General features: G+C 62.7%; 21 protein-coding genes and 1 other RNA gene. 16 read left to right on the top strand and 6 right to left on the bottom strand.

What is annotated here, in order from left to right; all coding sequences use genetic code 11:
• Window positions 1–95 precede the first annotated feature (95 nt).
• Window positions 96–1,331 (top strand): cytochrome P450, encoded by a 1,236-nt coding sequence (locus ABSE61_RS10240; RefSeq protein WP_423870979.1) that lies wholly within the window; start codon window positions 96–98, stop codon window positions 1,329–1,331.
• 19 nt (window positions 1,332–1,350) lie between these two features.
• Here the strand turns inward: ABSE61_RS10240 and ABSE61_RS10235 are convergent, their stop codons facing one another.
• The gene (locus ABSE61_RS10235; protein WP_423870978.1) at window positions 1,351–2,193 is read right to left on the bottom strand and encodes a carbon-nitrogen hydrolase family protein; all 843 of its coding nucleotides are present in this window, start codon (window positions 2,191–2,193) and stop codon (window positions 1,351–1,353) included.
• Between the two features lie 127 nt (window positions 2,194–2,320).
• Here ABSE61_RS10235 and ABSE61_RS10230 point away from each other — a divergent pair, with 127 nt between their 5' ends.
• From ABSE61_RS10230 to ABSE61_RS10195, 8 genes are all read left to right on the top strand, one after another.
• Window positions 2,321–3,349, top strand: a complete 1,029-nt coding sequence (locus tag ABSE61_RS10230; RefSeq protein ID WP_423870977.1) for a GlxA family transcriptional regulator — start codon at window positions 2,321–2,323, stop codon at window positions 3,347–3,349.
• Between the two features lie 161 nt (window positions 3,350–3,510).
• The gene (locus tag ABSE61_RS10225; RefSeq protein WP_423870976.1) at window positions 3,511–7,251 is read left to right on the top strand and encodes an AsmA family protein; all 3,741 of its coding nucleotides are present in this window, start codon (window positions 3,511–3,513) and stop codon (window positions 7,249–7,251) included.
• A 220-nt stretch (window positions 7,252–7,471) separates the two neighbouring features.
• Complete coding sequence (locus ABSE61_RS10220) at window positions 7,472–7,960, top strand: DUF6644 family protein (RefSeq protein WP_423870975.1); 489 nt, start codon at window positions 7,472–7,474, stop codon at window positions 7,958–7,960.
• Between the two features lie 45 nt (window positions 7,961–8,005).
• Window positions 8,006–8,503, top strand: coding sequence for a DUF6644 family protein (locus tag ABSE61_RS10215; RefSeq protein ID WP_423870974.1), 498 nt, complete (start codon window positions 8,006–8,008; stop codon window positions 8,501–8,503).
• A gap of 95 nt (window positions 8,504–8,598) precedes the next feature.
• The gene (locus ABSE61_RS10210) at window positions 8,599–9,444 is read left to right on the top strand and encodes a hypothetical protein (RefSeq protein WP_423870973.1); all 846 of its coding nucleotides are present in this window, start codon (window positions 8,599–8,601) and stop codon (window positions 9,442–9,444) included.
• 26 nt (window positions 9,445–9,470) lie between these two features.
• Window positions 9,471–9,896 carry a DUF6152 family protein gene (locus ABSE61_RS10205; RefSeq protein ID WP_423870972.1) on the top strand — a complete coding sequence of 142 codons (426 nt, stop codon included), beginning with the start codon at window positions 9,471–9,473 and terminating at the stop codon, window positions 9,894–9,896.
• A gap of 99 nt (window positions 9,897–9,995) precedes the next feature.
• On the top strand, window positions 9,996–10,424 hold the full coding sequence (locus ABSE61_RS10200; RefSeq protein ID WP_423870971.1) for a DUF6152 family protein: 429 nt from the start codon (window positions 9,996–9,998) through the stop codon (window positions 10,422–10,424).
• Window positions 10,417–10,932 (top strand): cytochrome c, encoded by a 516-nt coding sequence (locus tag ABSE61_RS10195; RefSeq protein ID WP_423870970.1) that lies wholly within the window; start codon window positions 10,417–10,419, stop codon window positions 10,930–10,932. Before ABSE61_RS10200 ends, ABSE61_RS10195 begins: the two co-directional genes overlap by 8 nt.
• 55 nt (window positions 10,933–10,987) lie before the next feature.
• Here the strand turns inward: ABSE61_RS10195 and ABSE61_RS10190 are convergent, their stop codons facing one another.
• From ABSE61_RS10190 to ssrA, 5 genes are all read right to left on the bottom strand, one after another.
• Window positions 10,988–11,257: a ribbon-helix-helix domain-containing protein gene (locus ABSE61_RS10190; protein WP_423870969.1), complete on the bottom strand. Its 270-nt coding sequence runs from the start codon at window positions 11,255–11,257 to the stop codon at window positions 10,988–10,990.
• Window positions 11,254–11,442, bottom strand: coding sequence for a DUF4169 family protein (locus ABSE61_RS10185; protein WP_423870968.1), 189 nt, complete (start codon window positions 11,440–11,442; stop codon window positions 11,254–11,256). Before ABSE61_RS10185 ends, ABSE61_RS10190 begins: the two co-directional genes overlap by 4 nt.
• Before the next feature lie 291 nt (window positions 11,443–11,733).
• On the bottom strand, window positions 11,734–13,155 hold the full coding sequence (gene fumC / locus ABSE61_RS10180; RefSeq protein WP_423870967.1) for a class II fumarate hydratase: 1,422 nt from the start codon (window positions 13,153–13,155) through the stop codon (window positions 11,734–11,736).
• 142 nt (window positions 13,156–13,297) lie between these two features.
• Window positions 13,298–13,801: an SspB family protein gene (locus ABSE61_RS10175; RefSeq protein ID WP_423870966.1), complete on the bottom strand. Its 504-nt coding sequence runs from the start codon at window positions 13,799–13,801 to the stop codon at window positions 13,298–13,300.
• A gap of 163 nt (window positions 13,802–13,964) precedes the next feature.
• Window positions 13,965–14,393, bottom strand: a transfer-messenger RNA (tmRNA) gene (gene ssrA, locus ABSE61_RS10170).
• 151 nt (window positions 14,394–14,544) lie between these two features.
• Here ssrA and ABSE61_RS10165 point away from each other — a divergent pair.
• The 7 genes from ABSE61_RS10165 to hflC all read left to right on the top strand — a co-directional run bounded on the left by ABSE61_RS10165 (window position 14,545) and on the right by hflC (window position 19,930).
• Window positions 14,545–15,141, top strand: a complete 597-nt coding sequence (locus tag ABSE61_RS10165; RefSeq protein WP_423870965.1) for a chromate transporter — start codon at window positions 14,545–14,547, stop codon at window positions 15,139–15,141.
• Window positions 15,138–15,674 (top strand): chromate transporter, encoded by a 537-nt coding sequence (locus ABSE61_RS10160; RefSeq protein WP_423870964.1) that lies wholly within the window; start codon window positions 15,138–15,140, stop codon window positions 15,672–15,674. The genes ABSE61_RS10165 and ABSE61_RS10160 overlap by 4 nt, the downstream gene beginning before the upstream one ends.
• 235 nt (window positions 15,675–15,909) lie before the next feature.
• Entirely contained in the window at window positions 15,910–16,704 is a 795-nt protein-coding gene (locus ABSE61_RS10155; RefSeq protein WP_423870963.1) for a thymidylate synthase, read from the top strand.
• Window positions 16,701–17,186, top strand: a complete 486-nt coding sequence (locus ABSE61_RS10150; RefSeq protein WP_423870962.1) for a GNAT family N-acetyltransferase — start codon at window positions 16,701–16,703, stop codon at window positions 17,184–17,186. The genes ABSE61_RS10155 and ABSE61_RS10150 overlap by 4 nt, the downstream gene beginning before the upstream one ends.
• Complete coding sequence (locus ABSE61_RS10145) at window positions 17,186–17,698, top strand: dihydrofolate reductase (RefSeq protein ID WP_423870961.1); 513 nt, start codon at window positions 17,186–17,188, stop codon at window positions 17,696–17,698. The genes ABSE61_RS10150 and ABSE61_RS10145 overlap by 1 nt, the downstream gene beginning before the upstream one ends.
• A 169-nt stretch (window positions 17,699–17,867) precedes the next feature.
• Complete coding sequence (hflK, locus tag ABSE61_RS10140) at window positions 17,868–19,019, top strand: FtsH protease activity modulator HflK (protein ID WP_423870960.1); 1,152 nt, start codon at window positions 17,868–17,870, stop codon at window positions 19,017–19,019.
• The gene (hflC, locus tag ABSE61_RS10135; RefSeq protein WP_423870959.1) at window positions 19,016–19,930 is read left to right on the top strand and encodes a protease modulator HflC; all 915 of its coding nucleotides are present in this window, start codon (window positions 19,016–19,018) and stop codon (window positions 19,928–19,930) included. The genes hflK and hflC overlap by 4 nt, the downstream gene beginning before the upstream one ends.
• Window positions 19,931–19,945: the final 15 nt, after the last annotated feature.

Here is a 19,945-nt window from a genome sequence, read left to right as displayed (position 1 = left end):
GATCGGCGGTACTAGTGTTTTGTTAGACTTTAGCCTTCAGACCTTCATCTGCGGCGGCTGGCGTTTTATATTACGCAAAACCGGAGCGGACGACCATGAATGAGCATGCTCAGGCTGCCGTGACCGCGCCGCTGTTCGATCCGCTGTCGCCGGAATTCATTCGCGATCCTTATCCGCACTACGACCGGCTGCGCCGCCTCGATCCCGTACACATCACGCCGCACGGCATGTATCTCATCAGCCGGCACTCGGACGTGAGCGGCGTGTTGCGAGACAAGCGCTTCGGCAAGGATTTCTTCGACCGGTCGACGCGGCGCTACGGCGCCAAGATCATGGAAGAGCCGATCTTCCGCTCGATGAGCCACTGGATGCTGCAACAGGACCCGCCGGACCACACCCGCCTGCGCGGACTGGTGGTCAAGGCCTTCACGGCGCGGCGGGTGGAAGACATGCGGCCGCGCATTCAGGCGGTGGTGGATCAGACGCTCGATCGCATCATCCCGCGCGGGTCGATGGACCTGATCGAGGACTACGCCTTCCGCCTGCCGGTCACCATCATCTGCGATATGCTCGGCATTCCCGAAGAGCATCGCGAGCTGTTTTACGCTGGCTCGCGCGAGAGCGGCGGCCGCATTCTCGATCCGGTGCCGCTGACGCCGGAAGACATCGCGAAAAGCAATGCGGCCTACATGATGTCGCAGATGTATTTCCAGCAACTGTTCGAGCTGCGGCGCAAACAACCCGGCGACGACCTGACGACGCAACTGGTGCAGGCCGAGGAAGACGGCTCCAAACTCACCAATGAGGAATTGACCGCCAACATCATCCTGCTGTTCGGGGCGGGCCACGAAACCACCGTCAACCTGATCGGCAACGGGATTCTGGCGCTGCATCGAAACCCGGACCAGCTCGCGCTTTTGAAGGCGCGCCCGGAATTGATCACCGGCGCGATCGAGGAGTTTCTGCGATACGATTCCTCGGTGCAGATGACCGGCCGGGTGACGCTGGAAGATATCGACGACCTCGGGACTAAGAAGATCCCCAAGGGCGAAAGCGTGCTTTGCCTGCTCGGTTCGGCAAACCGCGACCCGGCGGTCTATCCCGACAGGCCTGACCGGCTCGACATCGCGCGGCCTAACGTGCGCCCATTGTCGTTCGGCGGCGGCATTCACTTCTGCCTCGGCGCCCAGCTGGCGCGCATCGAGGCCGAAATCGCGATCTCGACCCTGTTGCGGCGCTTGCCGGATTTGCGGCTCGATGACGCGGAAAATCCGGAATGGCGGACAACTTTCGTCCTGCGCGGCCTCAAGCGGCTACCGGCCGGCTGGTGAACCGCCGCGGTGACTTTGCCTAGAAGAAGGACGTTCTCTTGCCCCCCTGCAACGAGCTGAACGACGTCGATTGCGGTGTCTGGGCTGGCGTCGAGCGGCAATAAACGCGTTGCATGTCGCGCGGGTAGGTCGTCTTGGCGTGCTCGGCGGCCGCCAAATCGATCTCCGCGGTGACGAAGGGCTTGTCCGCCGACGTCTCGCCAAGCAACGCCGCGTCCGGCGAAAACAGCCAGCCATTGCCGGTGAACAGGCTGCGGTCGTAACCGCGCCGATTTGCCGAAGCGATGTAGCAACCCGATACGATCGCCGACATCTCGCACGCCGCGCGCCAGCGCTGGGCCGCGCCGCTGGCCCGCGGGTGGACGATCAGGTGAGCGTCGGCAAGTCCGATGTCGCGCGCGTGTTCCGGAAACATGATTTCGCTGCAAAGCTGGAAGCCGACCCGAAGCTGATCGTGCCGGGTGACGCCGAACTGCCAGTTGCCCCGGTCGAACCAAAGGCTTTCCCGCGCGGCCGGGAGGTCGGGCAGATACCATTTGCTTCGCGTCGGCCGGTAGCCGAACTCTTTCGTCCAGATGAAGGCTTCATTGAGCCGTAGCCCGTTTCGTTCGGTCGGTCTCGATGTCATCACCATCTTGCAGGCGAGGCTACCGAGCGCGCCGATCATCTCGTCATGCGCGGCGATCGCCTTCTCCCACAGGTCTCGATCGAAGGTGTCTTCGCCAAATATCCACTCGCAGAACGGCATTTCCGGCAACACCACCAGATCCGGTTCTTCCGCATCAACGTGGGCGACAAGCGCATCCCAGGCGGGCTTTTTTCGCGCGGCTTCGTCGGGAAATTCACAGATCGTTATCTTCACGTCCACACGCTCCACACCCTCCTGGCCCCCTTGGGCCGAGAGACAGTACAAACCGGATAGCCAAATTTCGCACTGGCAGAAATGAAAAAGATATGCTGTTTTCTGCCAAATGACGAAGCCTCGAAAAATGGTCGTGTTTGCCTTCGACGGCTGCCAGCTTCTCGACGTGGCCGGGCCATCGTCGGTTTTCGGCATCGCGAACCACGTCACCGGCCGCCTGCTCTACGACGTCAAGGTGGTCTCGCCCCGCGGCGGTTTGGTCGCCACCTCTTGCGGCGTGTCGATTGCGGCGCTGGCAATCAAGTCCGTATCTCCCAAGACCGTCGATACGGTGCTTGTGTCCGGTGGCGAACTTGCGGCGATGCGCGATAGCATCGCGCCGGCCGCCACGCGCCGATGGCTCAAGCGATGCGCCCAAGAGAGCCAGCGCTTCGGGTCGGTTTGCACCGGCACCTATGTTCTTGCGGAGTTGGGCGAGTTGGACGGGCGCCGGGTCACCACGCATTGGGCGGATTGCGAAAATCTGGCGGCGCAATTCCCGGATATATCGGTGGATCGGGACGCGCTCTTTATCGTGAGCGGCAATATCTGGACTTCTGCCGGGATCTCCACCGGAATCGACATGGCGCTGGCGATAGTGGAGCGGGACCACGGCCGGCCGGTCGCCGACAGGGTGGCAAAGTCGATGGTTCTGTACGCACGGCGGCCGGGATACCAGTCGCAGTTCAGCGAGGTGCTGAATGCCCAGATCGCGTCAGGGGCGCCGTTTGCAGATCTGATCAATTGGCTTGAAAGCCGGGTCGGCCAGCCGATCGACATCGCAACGATGGCAAACCGTTGTGGTCTGACGGAACGGACCTTCTATCGGAAATTCGTCGCTTCCGTCGGGCAGACGCCAGCCAAATTCATTCTCAACGCCCGGCTGGAAAAAGCCCGAACCCTGCTCGGGACCGACCTGCCGTTGAAGGTCATTGCCGATCGCATCGGAATGGGCTCGGCGACCCGGCTCAGTCTCGCATTCGAAAGAAAGTTCGGCCTGTCCCCCTCGACATTCCGAAACGTCCATCATGCCAACGGGAAAGGGCCCAAGTCAGTCTCCTCAGCCCGTTCCCCTTCGTCCCTCTCGGGGGCCAAGGCGGTCGCGGCTAATTGGTGAACCGTCGCGGTAATCCGCCGCTGTGACTTCGCCACGGTTCACTCTATATATAGCCCGATATATGACCGGCGGCATGCCGCTTGCTTCATATCGTGCGCGAAGCTTACGGCGCGAAGAGGCGCTCGCAACGCGCGTGATCTGTGCCCTCAAGAGGAGACACCGTGCAGACGACGCTGCTCGGACTGGCGATAGCTTTTATCATCGCGCTCGTCGCCGCGCTGGTCGGGCCGTATTTCGTCGACTGGAACCAGTTCCGTCCGCAATTCGAGGCCGAAGCCGCCAAGGTGATCGGTGCGCCGGTGCGGGTCGCGGGCGAGCTGGAAGCCCGTCTGTTGCCGTCACCCACGTTGCGGCTGCGTTCGGTGGTGGTCGGCGGCGCCAACGATCTCGGCAAGGTGCGGGCCGACAAGCTCGACGTCGAATTCAGTCTCGGCTCGCTGATGCGGGGCGAATGGCGCGCCACCGAACTCACGATTGGCGGCATGGCGCTCGATCTCGGATTGGACCCGAAGGGCGCGATCGACTGGCCGGCTTCCAACGGGAAGTTCAATCTGGGAAGCCTCGCCATCGACCGGCTGCATCTCACCGGCCGGGCTGCGTTGCACGATGCGATGAGCCATCGCACGCTTGAACTCGAGGACATCGTTTTTTCCGGTGACGTGCGCGCGCTGGCCGGCTCGATGCGGGGCGACGGCAGCGTAACGGTGTCGGGCAGCCGCTATCCGTTCCGCGTTTCGTCCGGCCAGAGTCCCGACGGCAACGGCACACGATTGCATCTGAATGTCGATTCCGGCGCGCGGCCGGTGTCGGCCGACCTTGACGGCCTGCTGAACTTCGAGGGGCGCAGCCCCCGCTTCGAAGGCGCCATCACCTGGGCCGCGGCCGCGGGGGGCAAAGGAGATAAGGGCGACAAGGGTGCTGCGCCGGCAAATGTCCCGTGGCGGGTTTCCGCCAAGGTCAAGGCGGACCGCACTGTCGCCAAACTCGACCAGATCGAGGCGAGTTATGGCGCAGACGACATCGCCCTCAAGCTGACCGGTACGGGCGAACTTCGTTTTGGCGCGTCGCCGCTGTTGCATGCGGCGCTGTCGGCGCGGCAACTCGATGCCGACCGGTTTGCCGCCAGGGAAATCGCGGCCGCCGGCAAGCCAGGCTCCGCCAAACAAATCAGCGGCCTAAACAGCGGCAAAGACAACACCGCCGATCCGGTGCGGGTACTTCCGGTGCTGCGCGCACTGATGAGCGCTTTTCCGCAAGCACCGATTCCGACCGAGCTTGAACTGGCCGCCGAGCAGATCGTGCTCGGGGGACGCAGCGTGCAGAATTTTGCCGGCCAGCTTCGCTCCGATGAGAATTCTTGGGCGGTCGATCGTCTCGAGCTCCGCGCGCCCGGCTCGACCCGCGTTTCGCTGAGCGGCAAAACGCTTGATGCCACAGCCGGTCATTTCAAGGGCGCGCTGACAATCGAATCCTCCGACCCCGATGCGCTGGTGATGTGGCTGCAAGGGCGGAGCGAGGCGACCTATCGCAGCCAGAATCCGTTTCGCCTGAGCGGCGACGTCAATATTGCAGCCGACAGCGTCGCCATCGACAACGTAAAATCCGAGATCGACGGCGGCGCGGTGGAGGGGCGGATCGCGCTGACGCATGATGCGGCAAAGGGCGCGGCGTTCGAGGCGGCGCTGAAGGCCGAACGGCTCGATCTTGATTCCGCAGCCGCCTTTGCGCGCGCCGTGCTCGGTCCACAGGGCGAGTGGCCGGAACGAATGCTGCTTTCGCTTGCGATCAACCATGCGATTTCGGCCGGACAGGACCTGCATCCGTTTTCGGCCAAACTCGGCTACGACCCGAAGACCATGACGCTGGACTCTTTGAAGATCGGAGAGGCCAGCGGCGTGGTGCTGGAGGGGAGCGGCGCGTTCGATCGGGCGAACGCGACCGGCAAGCTAGCGCTCAATTCAGGCGGGGCCTCGCTGTCGCAACTCGCAAGTCCTATCGCGGCGTTATCGCCGCAGCTCGCCGCGCGGCTCAACGCCATGAAGCTCCCTCCAGGGCGGGCGCAACTGAAGCTCGCGCTCGCTGTCGACAAGGACGCAGGCCGTGCCGATCGCGCCAATGCGCAAGTCTCGATCGACCTCGACGCGCCGCAGTTCAAGGGCTCCGTTACGATCGCCGCCAAACCGGGCGCGGCAAGCGTGCGCGATGCCGATCTCGACAAGCTCATCCATGGCGACGTCGCCATAGAGACCAAGCTGTCGTCGGAGCAGGGCTCGGTGCTGTTCGCGCTGCTCGGCCTCGATGGCACGATCGCCGCGCGCGATGGGCCGGCCCAGCTTCAGGGCTCGGTGACCGGCGCGTGGGGCACGCCGCTTCGCCTCAAACTCAATCTTACGGCTGCGGGTTTTGAGGCCGACGCGCAGGGCACCACCGATTCCTTTGTGCAGGAATTCAGTGCCAAGTCCGTCAAGGCCAGCCTGTCTTTGAAAGCGCGCGGTCTCAATCTCTCTCCGTTGTTCGATCTCAAGCCGTCTGACAAGTTGGCGCAGGATGTCGGTTTGTCGTCGCGGGTTTCGCTGGCCGGCGGCAAGGTGACCTTCGACGACATCGATGGTGCGATCGCAGGCTCGCGGCTGCGCGGCCGCATCGCGATGACGCTCGATGGCGAACGCCGGATCGACGGCGAAGTGGGCCTCGATACGCTGGATCTGGCGCCGGCCTTTGCGCTGATGCTGGGCGCGGCCGGGCGCGACGCGGCTGAGCCGTTCGGCAACGGCTTTCTTAGGGGTTGGCGCGGGCAGGTCGCGTTTCAGGCATTGCGGGGCGTGCTGCCGGGCGGCAGCGCATTGCGGCCGCTCTCGGGCACCGTGAAGGGCGACGGTCAATCGCTGGTCGTCGACGGCATCAAAGGCGCGATCGGCGGCGGCGACCTCAGTGGCAACATTGAAGCGAGATCAACTCCGGGCGGATTGGCGCTCAATACCCGCCTGACGCTCAGCGGCGTCGATGGCGCGGCCTTGCACTACCGCGCGCTCGCGATGCCCGCCGGGCGCACCTCGTTGCAGATGACGCTCGCAAGCCAGGGCCGCAGCGCCTCCGCTTTGATCGGGGCGATCTCGGGCAACGGCACCGTGACGCTGGAAGCAGCCCGCGTCAGTGGGCTTGATCCGCGCGCGTTCGAGGTTGCGATCCGCGCCAGCGACGCTGGCCAGCCGGTGGACGATCTTCGGCTACGCAAACTGGTTGAGCCGGCGTTGTCGGGCGGTGCGCTGCTGGTGGCTTCCGCGCAAATCCCGTTCACGATCAGAGACGGCCGGCTTCGCGTGACCGCCACTGCGCTTGAGGCCGACGGCGTCCGCGCCATCGTATCCGGCGGTTACGACATTCCCGCCGACCAGACCGACGTTCGCGCCACACTGACCGCGCCGGGCGCCGGCGCCGGACAGGCGAGCCCGCCGGAGATTGCGATTTTCGCCGCAGGATCGCCCGATGCGCTCGACCGGACGGTCGATGTTGCGGCGCTGTCGTCGTGGCTGGCGGTGAGGGCGATCGATCGCGAAACCAGACGGCTCGATTCGATCGAGCGCGGCGAGGCGGCCCCGGCTTCGATCCCGCCGCCGGCGCAGCCGATGAGCTTGCCCGAGGGCTCACCCGCTCAGCCACCCGCCGACGCGCCGCCGCGTCCGCTTGCCCCGAGGCCGAGAGTTAGCGTACCGCGCCCGCCAGCCGTTTCGCCGGCCGTGAATGCTCCGCCTGCCAACAATCCCGCCGCCAGCGGGCCGGTCGTGAGCCAACAAGCGCCGCCCTTGCCGCCGGCGATCGACGTGCGGCCGGCGCCTGCGGTGGCGCGGCCGCCGAGACCGAAACCACCGCTGGTGCTGACACCGCCGGTCGCGACCCCGTAGCCGGCTTTCCAGATTTTTGCACAGCGCGTGATCGCCTCTTCTCCGAGACCGCTCCCGTCGAGGATAAAATTCTGCCGGACGGCTTCGCGCGCGAACCCCGTTCCCAATCGCCGTTCACATGCGTCCATGTGAAAAACGGGCCTTTTCCGGTCTCAATCCTGCGGCTACGGTGCCGCTCCGTTCGCGCTGTTCGCGAACGTCTTGCTTGCCGGCTGCAGACATGACGCTCAACCAGATCTGTCACTGGATCGACCAGACGGCGTTAAGCCAATGGATCCAGATCGCCGGCTGGGTCGTTCCAACCGTGCAGACGATCCACATCCTCGCCATTGCGGTGGTCGCCAGTTCAGCACTAATGCTCGATCTGCGCCTGATCGGCGTGTTCTGGGCCAACCGGCCGCTGCAAACCGTGAAGGCACGGTTCCTGCCGCTGGTGTGGTGGCCGCTGCTGGTCTTGCTGGCCACGGGTCTCATCATGATCATCGCCGAGCCGGCGCGGTCGCTGAAGAACCCGGCCTTTCAGCTCAAGATGGGACTTCTGATCGCAGCGCTGATCGTCACCTCGCTGTTTCAATTGCTTCACCGGCGCAACACGTCGTTCGGCGATGCCGCCGGTTCCCGCGCCGCCGCCGCGACGCTCGCCGTCGTCTCGATCCTCCTGTGGTCCTCGATCATCTTCGCCGGGCGCTGGATCGCCTATTTCGCCTGACAGAAATCGAATTCATCACCCACATGCATCACAGGGATTTCTTCGGTGGATATTGAGGGCGCGCTGGCGTGGTTGCAGTCGACGTGGATCGCCACCGCGGTTGCCGAGAACGACATCCTGTTTCCATGGATCGAGTCGGTTCACGTTTTGGCGATTGTGATCGTGGTCGGAACCATCTCGATCGTCGACCTGCGGCTGTTGGGCGTGGCCTCGCTCGATATCAGCGCCAAGCGGCTGATGCGCGATGTCATCCCCTACACCTGGGCCGCGTTCGCGATCGCCGCGATCACGGGATCGCTGATGTTTTCATCCGATGCGACGCACTACGCCCATAACCGTCTGTTCCAGATCAAATTGGTGATGCTCGTGCTCGCCGGACTCAACATGGCGGTGTTTCATCTTTTCGGCGAACGCGACATCGAGCGCTGGGATGCGCCGGGTGCAACGACGCCGGTGGCCGCGAAGGCGGCGGCCGCCGTTTCACTGATGGCCTGGATTGCGGTGGTCTCGCTCGGCCGCGGGACCGGCTTCACGATGCACTGAAGGTGGGCGGCACTGACTTCACATTAAAACAAGTTCTGGCTACTTTTGTTCAAGTTGCCGAACTCAGATCACTCTTTTCCTCCGGAGAAATGCGCGTGAAATCGGGTCCAATCGGTATCGCTTCTGTTGCTCTCTTCGCCCTCGTGCTGGCGCCGTCGATTGCGGGTGCGCAAGCGCCGCAAAAGGCGCCCGCGGTGATCAACCCGCCGCCGACGGCCCAGGACTGGGCCGACATCGCCAAATTGCCGGACTGGAGCGGCGTCTGGAATCCGAAGATCACGGATCAGGATGCCCAGATCAAAACCAATCCGCCGCCGTGGAACGAGGCCGCCGCCAAGAAGATCCAGCACATGTTCGCCGAGGAAAAGGCCGGCCGTCCGACGCTGATTTTCGCCAACTGCCTTCCCGAGGCCCACCCCTCCTGGATGCTGGTCACCCACAACGCCATGGAGATCCTGTTCACGCCGGGGCGCGTGACCATGCTTGGCGAGTCCGACGGCAATCGCATCCGCCGCATCTACACCGACGGCCGCGGTCATCCGGAGACGTCTGACCCCACCTTCCACGGCCATTCGGTCGGCCACTGGGAAGGCGACACGCTGGTGGTCGATACCACCGACATCGTGCCGGAGGCACCGCTCGCCGTCAGCGAGGCGGCAGGCCTTCCCAACAACGGCGACATGCATGTGATCGAGCGCATTCATCTCGCCGACAAGGATATCCTGCACGACGATCTTGAAATCGTCGCGCCGAATATCTTGACCAAGCCGTGGAAGACGACGCGCATCTTCTTCCGCCAGCGCGCGCGCAAGTTCGACATCGTCGAGGGCGTCTGCGCCACCGGCGACCTGGTCGAGCGCGTCAATGCGGATGGTGACCATGTTTTTGTTCCCGTTCAGAAATCCGAATGGGGCCACACCACAGCCGTTCCGGCGAAATAACCTGCAAAACAAGACAGGAGATAACCATGCGACACGTCCTGAAATCGATCGGCGCGTTCGCCATTTTGGCGGTCGTATTAGGCGGAATCTCGCAAGTTGCCGCGCATCACTCCGCCTCGATGTTCGATTTCACCAAATCCCAGACGCTCAAAGGCAAGGTCGTTGAGATGCGCTGGGTCAACCCGCATGTCACGATCACCGTCACCGGATCGCCCAGTGCGGACGAAGCGCCGGCCGACTGGCTGATCGAAACGACGAGCCCCGGCAATCTGGTGCGTGCCGGTGGCTGGCGGCGCGACGCGGTGAAGCCGGGCGATGAGGTCGAGGTCACCTTCCATCCGGAGCGCGAGGCCGGCAAGAAGAGCGGTCTGTTGATGGAGCTCAAAGCGATTTCATCCGGCGAGGTCTTCACCGCCAATATCCGCGATCAGGAAAAGCCGGGTCTTGAGTAAGAATTGGCCGGAATAAAGCAAGGCGGTAACGGCTTTCCTCGCCCGGCGAAGTGGCGCCAAGAAAGCGACAGGAAACCAGAACAGCGTCAGGAGGTGCCCATGCGACTCCTTCGGAACTCAACCGTCGTGATGGCCGTCGCGGCGATCGCCGGTGCGGGGATTTCACAAGTCGCGGCCCATCATTCCGCATCGATGTTCGATGTCATGCGGACCGAGGTGCTCAAGGGCAAGGCGGTGGAGCTGCATTGGGTCAACCCGCATGTCACGCTGATCGTCAAAGGCGCGCTCAAGTCCGGCGAAGCGCCGGCCGAGTGGATGATCGAAACGACGAGCCCCGGAAACCTGGCGCGCCTCGATGAGGGCTGGCAGCGTGACGCCGTGAGACCCGGCGAGGAGGTCGTGGTCGCGTTCCATCCGCTGCGGCAGCCCGGCAAGAGACTGGGTCTGTTGCGTCAGGTGACGACGCTTTCAAACGGCCGGGTATACGCCGGCAATCTTCGTGACCAGGAAAGGGCCGGCCTTGAATAGACCCAACGCGGTGCGTGCTTTCGCCAGGCAAAGTTGCGTCCTGTTCGCCGTCCTCGCGGCAGCGCTCAGCATTGCGGCCACGCCTTCCCTGGCCGAGGATCAGCCTCCGTCCAAGGATACGATCTTCGCCCGCAAGGTCGCGATGGGCGAGATCGACATGAACATGGACGAGATCGAGACCATGCTGGCGCCCGAAGGCAAGCTGCTGCTGTCGGACGCCGAGGAGCATGCCGAAGTTATCTCGACCTTGCTGATGGCGTTTCCGCATCTGTTTCCGCCCTCGACCAACCAGTGGAAGGAAGGCGCGGAGCGCGATCCCGCCACCGACACGTTCGCCAATCCCGCGATCTGGTCGAATTTTTCGGATTTCTACAAACGCGCCAGCGAAGCCTCGAAAATCGCATGGGCCGCCAGCCGCGCCAAAAAGCCGGACGAGTTCCGCGCCCAGATCAAGGAACTGCGTTTGCGATGCAACGCCTGCCACGCGCTCAATCTGAAGACGGAATAGTCAGCGTTGCGCATGCGCGGCAAGCGCCGGCTCGCCGTCGCCGATGCCAGGTGGCTCAGACCCTGTCGGCGACCGGCGGCTTTGATTCCGCGGCCGGCGCCGCCGTCTGGGCGCGCGACCGAAAATAGTCCAGCACGAAGAGCCTGATGGCTGACGACAAATTGCCTTGCTGGCGATTGCTGTCGATCTCGCCGACCAGTTCGGACAGCGTGATGTTCCGCAGGCCGGAAATTTCCTTCATGCCGTTCCAGAAGGCCTCTTCGAGGCTGACGCTGGTCTTGTGGCCTGCGACCACGATCGATCGCTTTACGACGGGCGATTTCATGATGCGTCCTCGCCGTCCATGCGATGCTGATCCAGGTGTTCACTGGCGCGTTCGGTGCGCAGTTTCTCGAGTTCACGTTCGGACCGGGTGCGGCCGAACCGGGTGCGATTGGCGGCGGCTTCCTGTTCCGACCGCTCCTTCGCAACGCGCTTCCTGAACTGTTTCAGATTGACCAAATCCCCCATGGCGGCCCCCGTCATGCAGATCTGGTTGTCGTGGCGACGATGCCGTCAATCGATGAACGTGTGCGGGTTCCAGTTGAATTGACCCGATCCAAATTCAGCGGATGCGCGCTATCAAGCTCGATCCTCATTATGAAATCCCCATTATGCCGTCTGATCGCAAAATGTCGTATGTCGATTTTCGAAATATTTTTTGCTCTACCACGGCGAAGTGCCACCGTAAAAGCCAATAAGCATAATTCTTTAGGCGATAAGAGGTCGCGGTGCATGGCAACGCAAGAAGCCATGCCGTAGTTATCCGGGGTGCGTCATTTCGCGCGGCTTCACCAGCCGGTCGAACTCCTCGGCAGAAACAAAACCAAGTCGGACCGCCTCTTCTTTCAACGTTGTGCCGCGCGCGTGAGCGGATTTAGCCACTTTGGCCGCATTATCATAGCCGATCTTCGGGGCCAGCGCGGTCACCAGCATCAGCGAACGTTCCATCAGTTCATGGATGCGTTTCTCGTCGGCGCGTATTCCCTCGACGCAGTGCTCGGTGAAAGAGCGCACCACGTCGGACATCAATTGAATGGAATTCATCATACAAAATGCCAGGACCGGCTTGTAGACGTTCAATTCGAAATGGCCCTGGCTGCCGGCCGTCGTGATCGCCGCCTGATTGCCGAACACCTGGCAGCACACCATCGTCACGGCTTCGCACTGTGTCGGGTTGACCTTGCCCGGCATGATCGAGGAGCCGGGCTCGTTCTCCGGCAGAATCAATTCGCCGAGGCCGGAGCGCGGCCCGGAGCCCAGCAGGCGAATGTCGTTGGCGATCTTGAAAAGGCCAGTGGCCGCCGCGTTCAGGGCGCCGTGCGCGAACACATAGGCGTCGTTGGTGGCGAGTGCCTCAAATTTGTTCTGTGCACTTGTGAACGGAAGCCGCGTGATCTTCGCGGCGTGGCGGGCAAAGGTCTTGGCGAATTTCGGCTTGGAATTAAGCCCGGTGCCGACCGCGGTGCCGCCTTGCGCCAGCGGATAGAGCTCCTTCAGCGCCACGCGTATCCGTGTCATCGCGTGCTCGACCTGGGTGGCGTAGCCGGAAAATTCCTGGCCCAACGTCAGCGGCGTCGCATCCTGGGTGTGGGTGCGGCCGATTTTGACGATATGGGAAAACGCTTTCTCTTTGGTCCGAAGCGCGCGGTAGAGCATCGCCAGCGCCGGCAGCAGGTCATGGGTGATGGCGACCGCGGCTGCAATATGCATCGCGGTCGGGAACGAGTCGTTCGACGACTGACTCATGTTGACATGATCGTTGGGATGCACCGGCGCCTTGGTGCCGAGCTTGCCACCGAGCAATTCGCTGGCGCGGTTGGCGATCACCTCGTTGAGGTTCATATTGGTTTGGGTGCCGGACCCGGTCTGCCAGACCACCAGCGGGAAATGATCGTCGAATTTGCCGTCGACCACTTCGCGTGCGGCGCGGATGATGGCTCGGGCCCGGCGCTGGTCGAGCAGGCGGAGTTCGCGGTTGGTTTCGGCGGCGGCGAGCTTGACGACGCCGAGTGCACGAATGATCGGCATCGGCATCCGGTCGTGACCGATGCGAAAATTCTGCCGGCTGCGTTCGGTCTGCGCGCCCCAGTAGCGGCTCGCGTCAACTTCGATCGGACCGAAGCTGTCGGTTTCGGTCCGTGTCGCCGATTTTGACGGGGATGGGGATTTTGATCGGGCCATAATGTTCCTGAACGAATTGCCGCTTTGTTCTGCAGGAACTTTAAATAGGAAGCCTCGAATAGGAAGTCTTGAAATAGGAAGCCTTGAAATAGGAAGCCTTCGAATAGGAAGCTTTGGCAGGCCAATCAGGTCTGCCTTGCTGTCATTTCTTGCGGAAGCGGTCGAGCCGCACCACCTCGGCGCCCTCGCTGGGCTTTTCCGGCTCGCTGGCTTCTTCATTGGTCGGCACTGGCAAAGCGGGGGTTGCGGGCGAAGCCGCTGTCTCCTGTTCATCGGCGGGCGCCGCCGTATCGGAGGTCTCGAATTGCAGGCCGAACTGCACCGAAGGATCGAAGAAGCTCTTGATGGCGCTGAAGGGAATGACGAGGCGTTCCGGGATGCCGCCAAACGACAGACCGACCTCGAAGCGCTCCTCCGTCACCACCAGGTCCCAGAACTGGTGCTGCAGGATCACGGTCATCTCTTCCGGATATTGCGCCAGAAGACGGGGCGACAGCTTCACGCCGTCGGCCGTGGACACGAAGGTGATGAAAAAATGATGGTCGCCCGGCAGGCCGTGCTCGGCCGCATCGGCCAGAACGCGACGCAACACCCCGCGTAGCGCATCGCGGGCCAGTACGTCGTATCGGATATGATCGGTCGCCATGGTCAGTCCTGTCGTGCCATCTGAAAACGTATTTGCCCGCGAAAGCCGGCCGGAACGCCGGCATCCGACTCGGGGCGAGTTCCGCATCGTACCCCGCTTAATCGCCGAGGTCAGCAGGTCCGAAGCTTACAAACTGGGCCGAAAAGGCCTTTGGAAAAAGGAAAGTGGAGGCTTCTGTTGCCAGGTGCCTCCGAACCCCGCCTAACGGAGCTTAACCCGTCAGGACTTTAAATCGGTATTTCAAACTGCGTTACGCAGCCTGAGCAACCGGAGCATAGTTGTCGTTTGCAACTATTGCATGGCCCGATATCGGCGGAACCATACCGAGAAAAAACACGCCCTTTACGCCCTCGTCGATCCTGTTTCGCCCCCGCCGAAGCCTTGTTCGGGCATGATCCGGAAAAAGCCTGCCCCGCACGTGATGCGGGGTGGGCACCGGTTTTCCGACAAAGATCATGCCCACCTGGAAGGCTTTGGTGGAGGCGCCGGGTACTGCCCCCGGGTCCGAATGGTTTATTGCGACGGCAATTTATTTCCATAGCCGGCGAACCGGCACCCCTATATAGGGGGCAAAGGTTGAGAAAGACAGTGCCGGCGCGCCCTCTGTGAATGACACGAATGTCAGAACCGGACACTGGAAAAGCCGTTGAAACACATGGTTTTGAGGAAACCGGTCGCTTCGAGGGGGTGGATAGGCGGGAATATCGGTTGGCCCGCCCGCGGCCACATTCTAGAACTGCCCCATGCCCCCGGAATCGCCACCGGCCGCCGTCGCCGCGCCGGATCTTTCTAAATCGCCGCCGACATTGGTTGAGCTCTTCATAGCCTTCGCGAAAATGTCGCTGGCGGGCTTTGGCGGCGTCCTGGTCTGGGCGCGGCGGGGCATCGTCGATCAGCACAAATGGATGACGGCGGACGAGTTCAACGAAACCTTCGCGCTGTGCCATTTCCTGCCCGGTCCCAACATCGTCAACCTCACCTTCGTGTTCGGATCGCGCCTGCGGGGGCTGCCCGGCAGTATCGCGGCGTTTTCCGGACTGGTCGGCCCGCCGGCCCTGATCATGGTGGTGATGGGCGCGCTCTATCACCGCTACGGCGAGATCGATGCCTTGCGGCGCATTCTCTCCGGCGTGGCCTGTGCGGCCATTGGTCTGATGCTCGCGGTGGTGTTCCGGATGATGACGCCGCTCTTCAAGCGGCGGGACGTCGTTGCGCTGTTGGTGATGGTCCTGGTCTTCATCGCGATCGGCCTGTTCCGTCTGCCTTTGGCGGCGGTGCTGCTGATCGCCATTCCGGTATCGATCGCGATCACTTACTGGATGCGGAAGGAGGCGGCATGAATTCCGATGCCAATCCGGTTCTGACACTGGCCTGGACCTTCGCCATGATGTCGCTGTTTGCCGTCGGCGGCGCCAATTCGGCGATCCCGGAAATGCATCGTATTGCGGTCGACGTGAATCATTGGCTGACCGACAAGCAATTCACCGACGTCTATGCCATCGCGCAGCTCTCGCCTGGACCGAACGTCCTGATCGTCACCCTGATCGGCTATTCGGTGGCGGGCATCCTGGGCGCGCTGGTCGCCACGCTGGCGATGTGCGTGCCGACCGCGGTACTGGCCTTGATCGTCAGCCGCTTTTTGACCCGCTCGAGTCAATCGCGCTGGCCTTCCATTATCCAGGCGGCGCTGGTGCCGTTGTCGATCGGCTTGATGGGCGCGAGCGGCTTTATTCTGGCGCGTGCCTCCGACCAGACCGTCGTTGCCGTCCTCGTCACGGTCGGAGCCGCGGTGCTGGCGTCGGTGACCAAAATCAACCCGCTCTGGATGCTGGTGGCCGGCGGCTGCCTCGGCTTTGCCGGCCTGATCGGGTGAAACTTTCTTATCCCTCTCCCGCGAAGCGGCGGGGAGGGATAAGAAAGTACGCCGCCATGCGATGCCGGACTCGGTTCCGGCCTTGTTGAGGCCGCGCCGGATGCTCATTTTTCGGGGTATAAAGGCCGGGCGAGAGCGAATCGCCGTATTGAAGGCTGGCCCTCGCCGTTAAAAGTTCGCCGCCGGCTGCCCAGAAGGGCCTGTCGGCTCCGACCAGTGGAACGTCATTGAACCCATGATCCAGTATCACGACCTGCTCGAACGGATTCTGGCCGACGGCGTCGAGAAATCCGACCGCACCGGCACCGGGACGATCTCGATCTTCGGCCACCAGATGCGCTTCAATCTGGGCGCGGGCTTTCCGATGCTGACCACCAAGAAGCTGCCACTCAAGGCGATCATCCATGAGCTGTTGTGGTTTCTGCGGGGCGACACCAACATCAAATATCTGCACGACCATGGCGTCACGATCTGGGACGAATGGGCCGACGCCAACGGCGATCTGGGCCCGGTCTATGGATCGCAGTGGCGCTCCTGGCCGGCGCCGGACGGACGCAAGATCGACCAGATCGCCAACGTGGTCGAGATGATCCGGCGCAATCCGGATTCGCGGCGGCTGATCGTCAGCGCGTGGAATCCGGCCGAGATCGACCAGATGGCACTGCCGCCGTGCCACTGTCTTTTCCAGTTCTATGTCGCCAACGGCAAACTGTCGTGCCAGCTGTATCAGCGTTCGGCCGACGTGTTTCTCGGCGTGCCCTTCAACATCGCCTCTTACGCGCTGCTCACCATGATGGTCGCGCAGGTCACTGGATTGAAGCCAGGCGACTTCGTCCATTCCTTCGGCGACGTGCATCTTTATTCCAACCATATCGAGCAGGCGCGGCTGCAGCTGACGCGCGCGCCGCGGACCTTGCCGGTCATGAAGATCAATCCTGATGAGAAGGACATCTTCGGTTTCCGCTTTGAAGACTTCGTGCTCGAAGGCTACGATCCGCATCCGCACATCAAGGCCGAGGTCGCGGTTTGAATTTAGTCATTCGCCGCGCACGTCCCGACGAAGCAGGCGTCGTGCTCTCGCTGATTAAAGAACTCGCCGACTACGAAAAGCTCTCGCACGAGGTCGAAGCGACGGAGGCGATGATTGCGGCCGCGCTATTTACCGACAACCCGCGGCTGTTTTGCGATGTCGCGGAATGGAACGGCGAGGTCGCGGGCTTCGCGGTCTGGTTCGTCAATTTCTCGACGTTCTCGGGCCGCTCCGGAATCTATCTGGAGGATTTGTTCGTGCGGCCGGCCGTGCGCGGCAAGGGCATCGGCAAGGCGTTGTTGTCGCATCTGGCAAAAGAGTGCGTGGCGAATAACTGGTCGCGCCTGCAATGGTCGGTGCTCGACTGGAATGAGCCCTCGATTGCTTTCTACAAATCGTTCGGCGCGGTCCTGATGGACGAGTGGACCATCTGCAAGGTCGCCGGCCCCGCACTGTCAGCGCTTGCACAAGAGCAACGCTAATGGAGATCGTGCTCATAGCGGCGGTTGCCGACAATGGCGTGATCGGCGCGGATGGCGCGATCCCCTGGCGGCTCAAGACCGACCTGCAACGCTTCAAGGCACTTACATCAGGCAAGCCGGTCGTGATGGGGCGCAAGACCTTCCTGTCGCTACGGCGTCCGCTGCCCGGCCGCACCAACATCGTGATGACGCGGGATGGGGGTTTTCGAGCTTCAGGCGCCGTCGTGACCACCTCGCTCGAAGACGCCCTGGACGTCGCGAAGGGGGACGCGCTGCGGCGTTTCGTCACTGAAATCGCCGTCATCGGCGGGGCGGAAATCTATGCCCAATGGATCGGCCGGGCCGCGCGCCTGGAGATCACGGAAGTTCACGCCGCGCCCGCGGGCGATAGCCGTTTTGCCTCCTTGGACAAGGCGGTCTGGGAAGAGGTCGCGCGGGCCAAAAACCCGTCAGGCCCGGACGATAGCGCGGCCTTTTCCTTTGTGACGTATGTCAGGTGGAAACCGCATTAACCGCTTCCCCCAATGTTTACGTTGACAATTAGGGCCGCCAGCATAGCTGTTGCGGGCCCTATATCAGCCTAAAGGCGCGCGTTGTAAGGGCAGGGGCCGTCCCCTATAAAGCCTGCGCGGACGCTGCGGGCGGGCCAACCGGCCCTGTGTCCCACGAAGGAGAGTTTGAATGGCGTGGAAGAATCAGGGCGGAGGCCCCTGGGGTTCGGGTCCGAAGGGGCCGTGGGGCTCCGGACCGCAGCCGACAGGCGGCCCAAGGCCGCCTGATCTGGAAGATCTTCTGCGCCGTGCCCAGGACCGCATCCAGCAATTGCTGCCGGGCGGCTATTTCAGCGGGCTCGGCATCGCACTCGCGCTTCTGGTTGTGGTCGCGATCTGGGCCATGTCCGGCTTCTACCGCGTGCAGTCCGAAGAACTCGGCGTCGTGTTGCGCTTCGGCAAATATGTCCGCGATGCGCAGCCAGGCTTGAACTACCATCTGCCCTATCCGATCGAGACGGTGCTGCTGCCCAAGGCGCTGCGCGTCTCCACGCTGTCGATCGGCATGACGCTGATCGACGATCCGGCGCGGCGCGGCCGCACCATGCGCGATGTGCCCGAAGAAAGCCTGATGCTGACCGGCGACGAAAACATTGTCGATGTCGATTTCACCGTGCTCTGGCGCATCAAGCCGAAGGGCGTCGCCGACTTCCTCTTCAACATCCAGAATCCGGAAGGCACCGTGAAAGCGGTGGCCGAAAGCGCGATGCGTGAAGTCGTCGGCAAATCGAACATCCAGCCGATCCTGACGGGTGCGCGCACCTCGACCGAAGGGTCGGTTCAGGAGCTGATGCAGAAGACGCTCGATAATTACGGCTCCGGCATTCAGGTGCAGCAGGTGCAGATGCAGAAGGTCGATCCGCCGAATCAGGTGATCGACTCCTTCCGCGACGTGCAGGCCGCGCGCGCCGACCTCGAGCGGTTGCAGAACGAGGCGCAGACCTATGCCAACCGCGTCGTGCCGGACGCCAAGGGCCGCGCTTCGCAAATCCTGCAGGTTGCCGAAGGCTACAAGCAGCAGGCGGTGGCCGAGGCCAAGGGCCAGAGCGCACGCTTCCTGAAAGTCTATGACGAGTACAAGAAGGCGCCCGACGTCACCCGCCAGCGCATCTATCTCGAGACCATGGAGCGCATTCTCGGCGGTTCCGACAAGCTCGTCTATGACGGCGGATCGTCGGGACAGGGTATCGTGCCCTATCTGCCCTTGAGTGAATTGTCGGCGCGACGCCCGGCAGCGCCGGCCAGCCAGCCGCAACAGCCGTCTACGGGAGCCACGCGATGAGGTCCCCCGTCACAGGCATTATGTTGCTGCTGTTGCTCTTGCTGTTGCTGATCGTCGGTTACAGCTCGGTGTTTTCCGTACAGCAGACCGAGCAGGTGCTGGTGGTGCGACTGGGTGCGCCGGTCGACGTCGTCACCGAGCCTGGCCTGCATTTCAAGGCGCCGTTCATCGACACGGTGATCCCGGTCGACAAGCGCATTCTCGATCTCGAAAATCCCTCGCAGGAAGTGATCGCCTCGGACCAGAAGCGGCTCGTGGTCGATGCCTTTGCGCGCTATCGCATCAAGAACGCCCTGCAATTCTATCAGAGCGTCGGCTCCATCCAGGCCGCCAATCTCCAGCTCACCACGCTGTTGAACGCCTCGCTCCGCCGCGTGCTCGGCGAGGTCACCTTCATCCAGGTGGTGCGCGACGAACGCGAAGCGCTGATGGGGAAAATCCGCGACCAGCTCGACAAGGAAGCCGGCGGCTACGGCATCCAGGTGGTCGACGTACGGATCCGCCGCGCCGATTTGCCGGAGCAGAACAGCCAGGCGGTCTATCAGCGCATGCAGACCGAGCGGCAGCGTGAGGCCGCCGAATTCCGTGCACAGGGCGGCCAGAAAGCGCAGGAGATCCGTTCTAGCGCCGATCGTGAGGCCACCGTCATCGTCGCCGACGCCAATTCGACCGGCGAGCAGGTTCGCGGCGAGGGCGATGCCGAGCGCAACCGGTTGTTTGCCGAAGCCTATGGCAAGGACCCGGACTTCTTCGCGTTCTATCGTTCGATGACGGCCTATGAAAACAGCCTCAAGAGCAACGATACGCGCTTCCTGTTGCGTCCGGATTCGGATTTCTTCAGGTTCTTCGGCGGCGCCGGCGGCAAACCGGCTGCGGCGGCCGCTGCTCCGGCGGCCTCAGCGAAGCCGTAGTTCCTAAAGTAAAGG

This window comes from Bradyrhizobium sp., assembly GCF_049519115.1.
Classification (GTDB): Bacteria; Pseudomonadota; Alphaproteobacteria; order Rhizobiales; family Xanthobacteraceae; genus Bradyrhizobium.
This window is presented reverse-complemented; position numbering and strand designations above follow the sequence as displayed.

What these genes read in the sequence shown, in the direction of transcription:
- ABSE61_RS10240 (WP_423870979.1), top strand. Translation starts at nt 96, where the DNA reads ATGAATGAGCATGCTCAGGCTGCCGTGACCGCGCCGCTGTTCGATCCG.
- ABSE61_RS10230 (WP_423870977.1), top strand. Translation starts at nt 2,321, where the DNA reads ATGGTCGTGTTTGCCTTCGACGGCTGCCAGCTTCTCGACGTGGCCGGG.
- ABSE61_RS10220 (WP_423870975.1), top strand. Translation starts at nt 7,472, where the DNA reads ATGACGCTCAACCAGATCTGTCACTGGATCGACCAGACGGCGTTAAGC.
- ABSE61_RS10205 (WP_423870972.1), top strand. Translation starts at nt 9,471, where the DNA reads ATGCGACACGTCCTGAAATCGATCGGCGCGTTCGCCATTTTGGCGGTC.
- ABSE61_RS10200 (WP_423870971.1), top strand. Translation starts at nt 9,996, where the DNA reads ATGCGACTCCTTCGGAACTCAACCGTCGTGATGGCCGTCGCGGCGATC.
- ABSE61_RS10190 (WP_423870969.1), bottom strand. Translation starts at nt 11,257, where the DNA reads ATGAAATCGCCCGTCGTAAAGCGATCGATCGTGGTCGCAGGCCACAAG.
- ABSE61_RS10185 (WP_423870968.1), bottom strand. Translation starts at nt 11,442, where the DNA reads ATGGGGGATTTGGTCAATCTGAAACAGTTCAGGAAGCGCGTTGCGAAG.
- fumC (WP_423870967.1), bottom strand. Translation starts at nt 13,155, where the DNA reads ATGGCCCGATCAAAATCCCCATCCCCGTCAAAATCGGCGACACGGACC.
- ABSE61_RS10175 (WP_423870966.1), bottom strand. Translation starts at nt 13,801, where the DNA reads ATGGCGACCGATCATATCCGATACGACGTACTGGCCCGCGATGCGCTA.
- ABSE61_RS10165 (WP_423870965.1), top strand. Translation starts at nt 14,545, where the DNA reads ATGCCCCCGGAATCGCCACCGGCCGCCGTCGCCGCGCCGGATCTTTCT.
- ABSE61_RS10160 (WP_423870964.1), top strand. Translation starts at nt 15,138, where the DNA reads ATGAATTCCGATGCCAATCCGGTTCTGACACTGGCCTGGACCTTCGCC.
- ABSE61_RS10155 (WP_423870963.1), top strand. Translation starts at nt 15,910, where the DNA reads ATGATCCAGTATCACGACCTGCTCGAACGGATTCTGGCCGACGGCGTC.
- ABSE61_RS10145 (WP_423870961.1), top strand. Translation starts at nt 17,186, where the DNA reads ATGGAGATCGTGCTCATAGCGGCGGTTGCCGACAATGGCGTGATCGGC.
- hflK (WP_423870960.1), top strand. Translation starts at nt 17,868, where the DNA reads ATGGCGTGGAAGAATCAGGGCGGAGGCCCCTGGGGTTCGGGTCCGAAG.
- hflC (WP_423870959.1), top strand. Translation starts at nt 19,016, where the DNA reads ATGAGGTCCCCCGTCACAGGCATTATGTTGCTGCTGTTGCTCTTGCTG.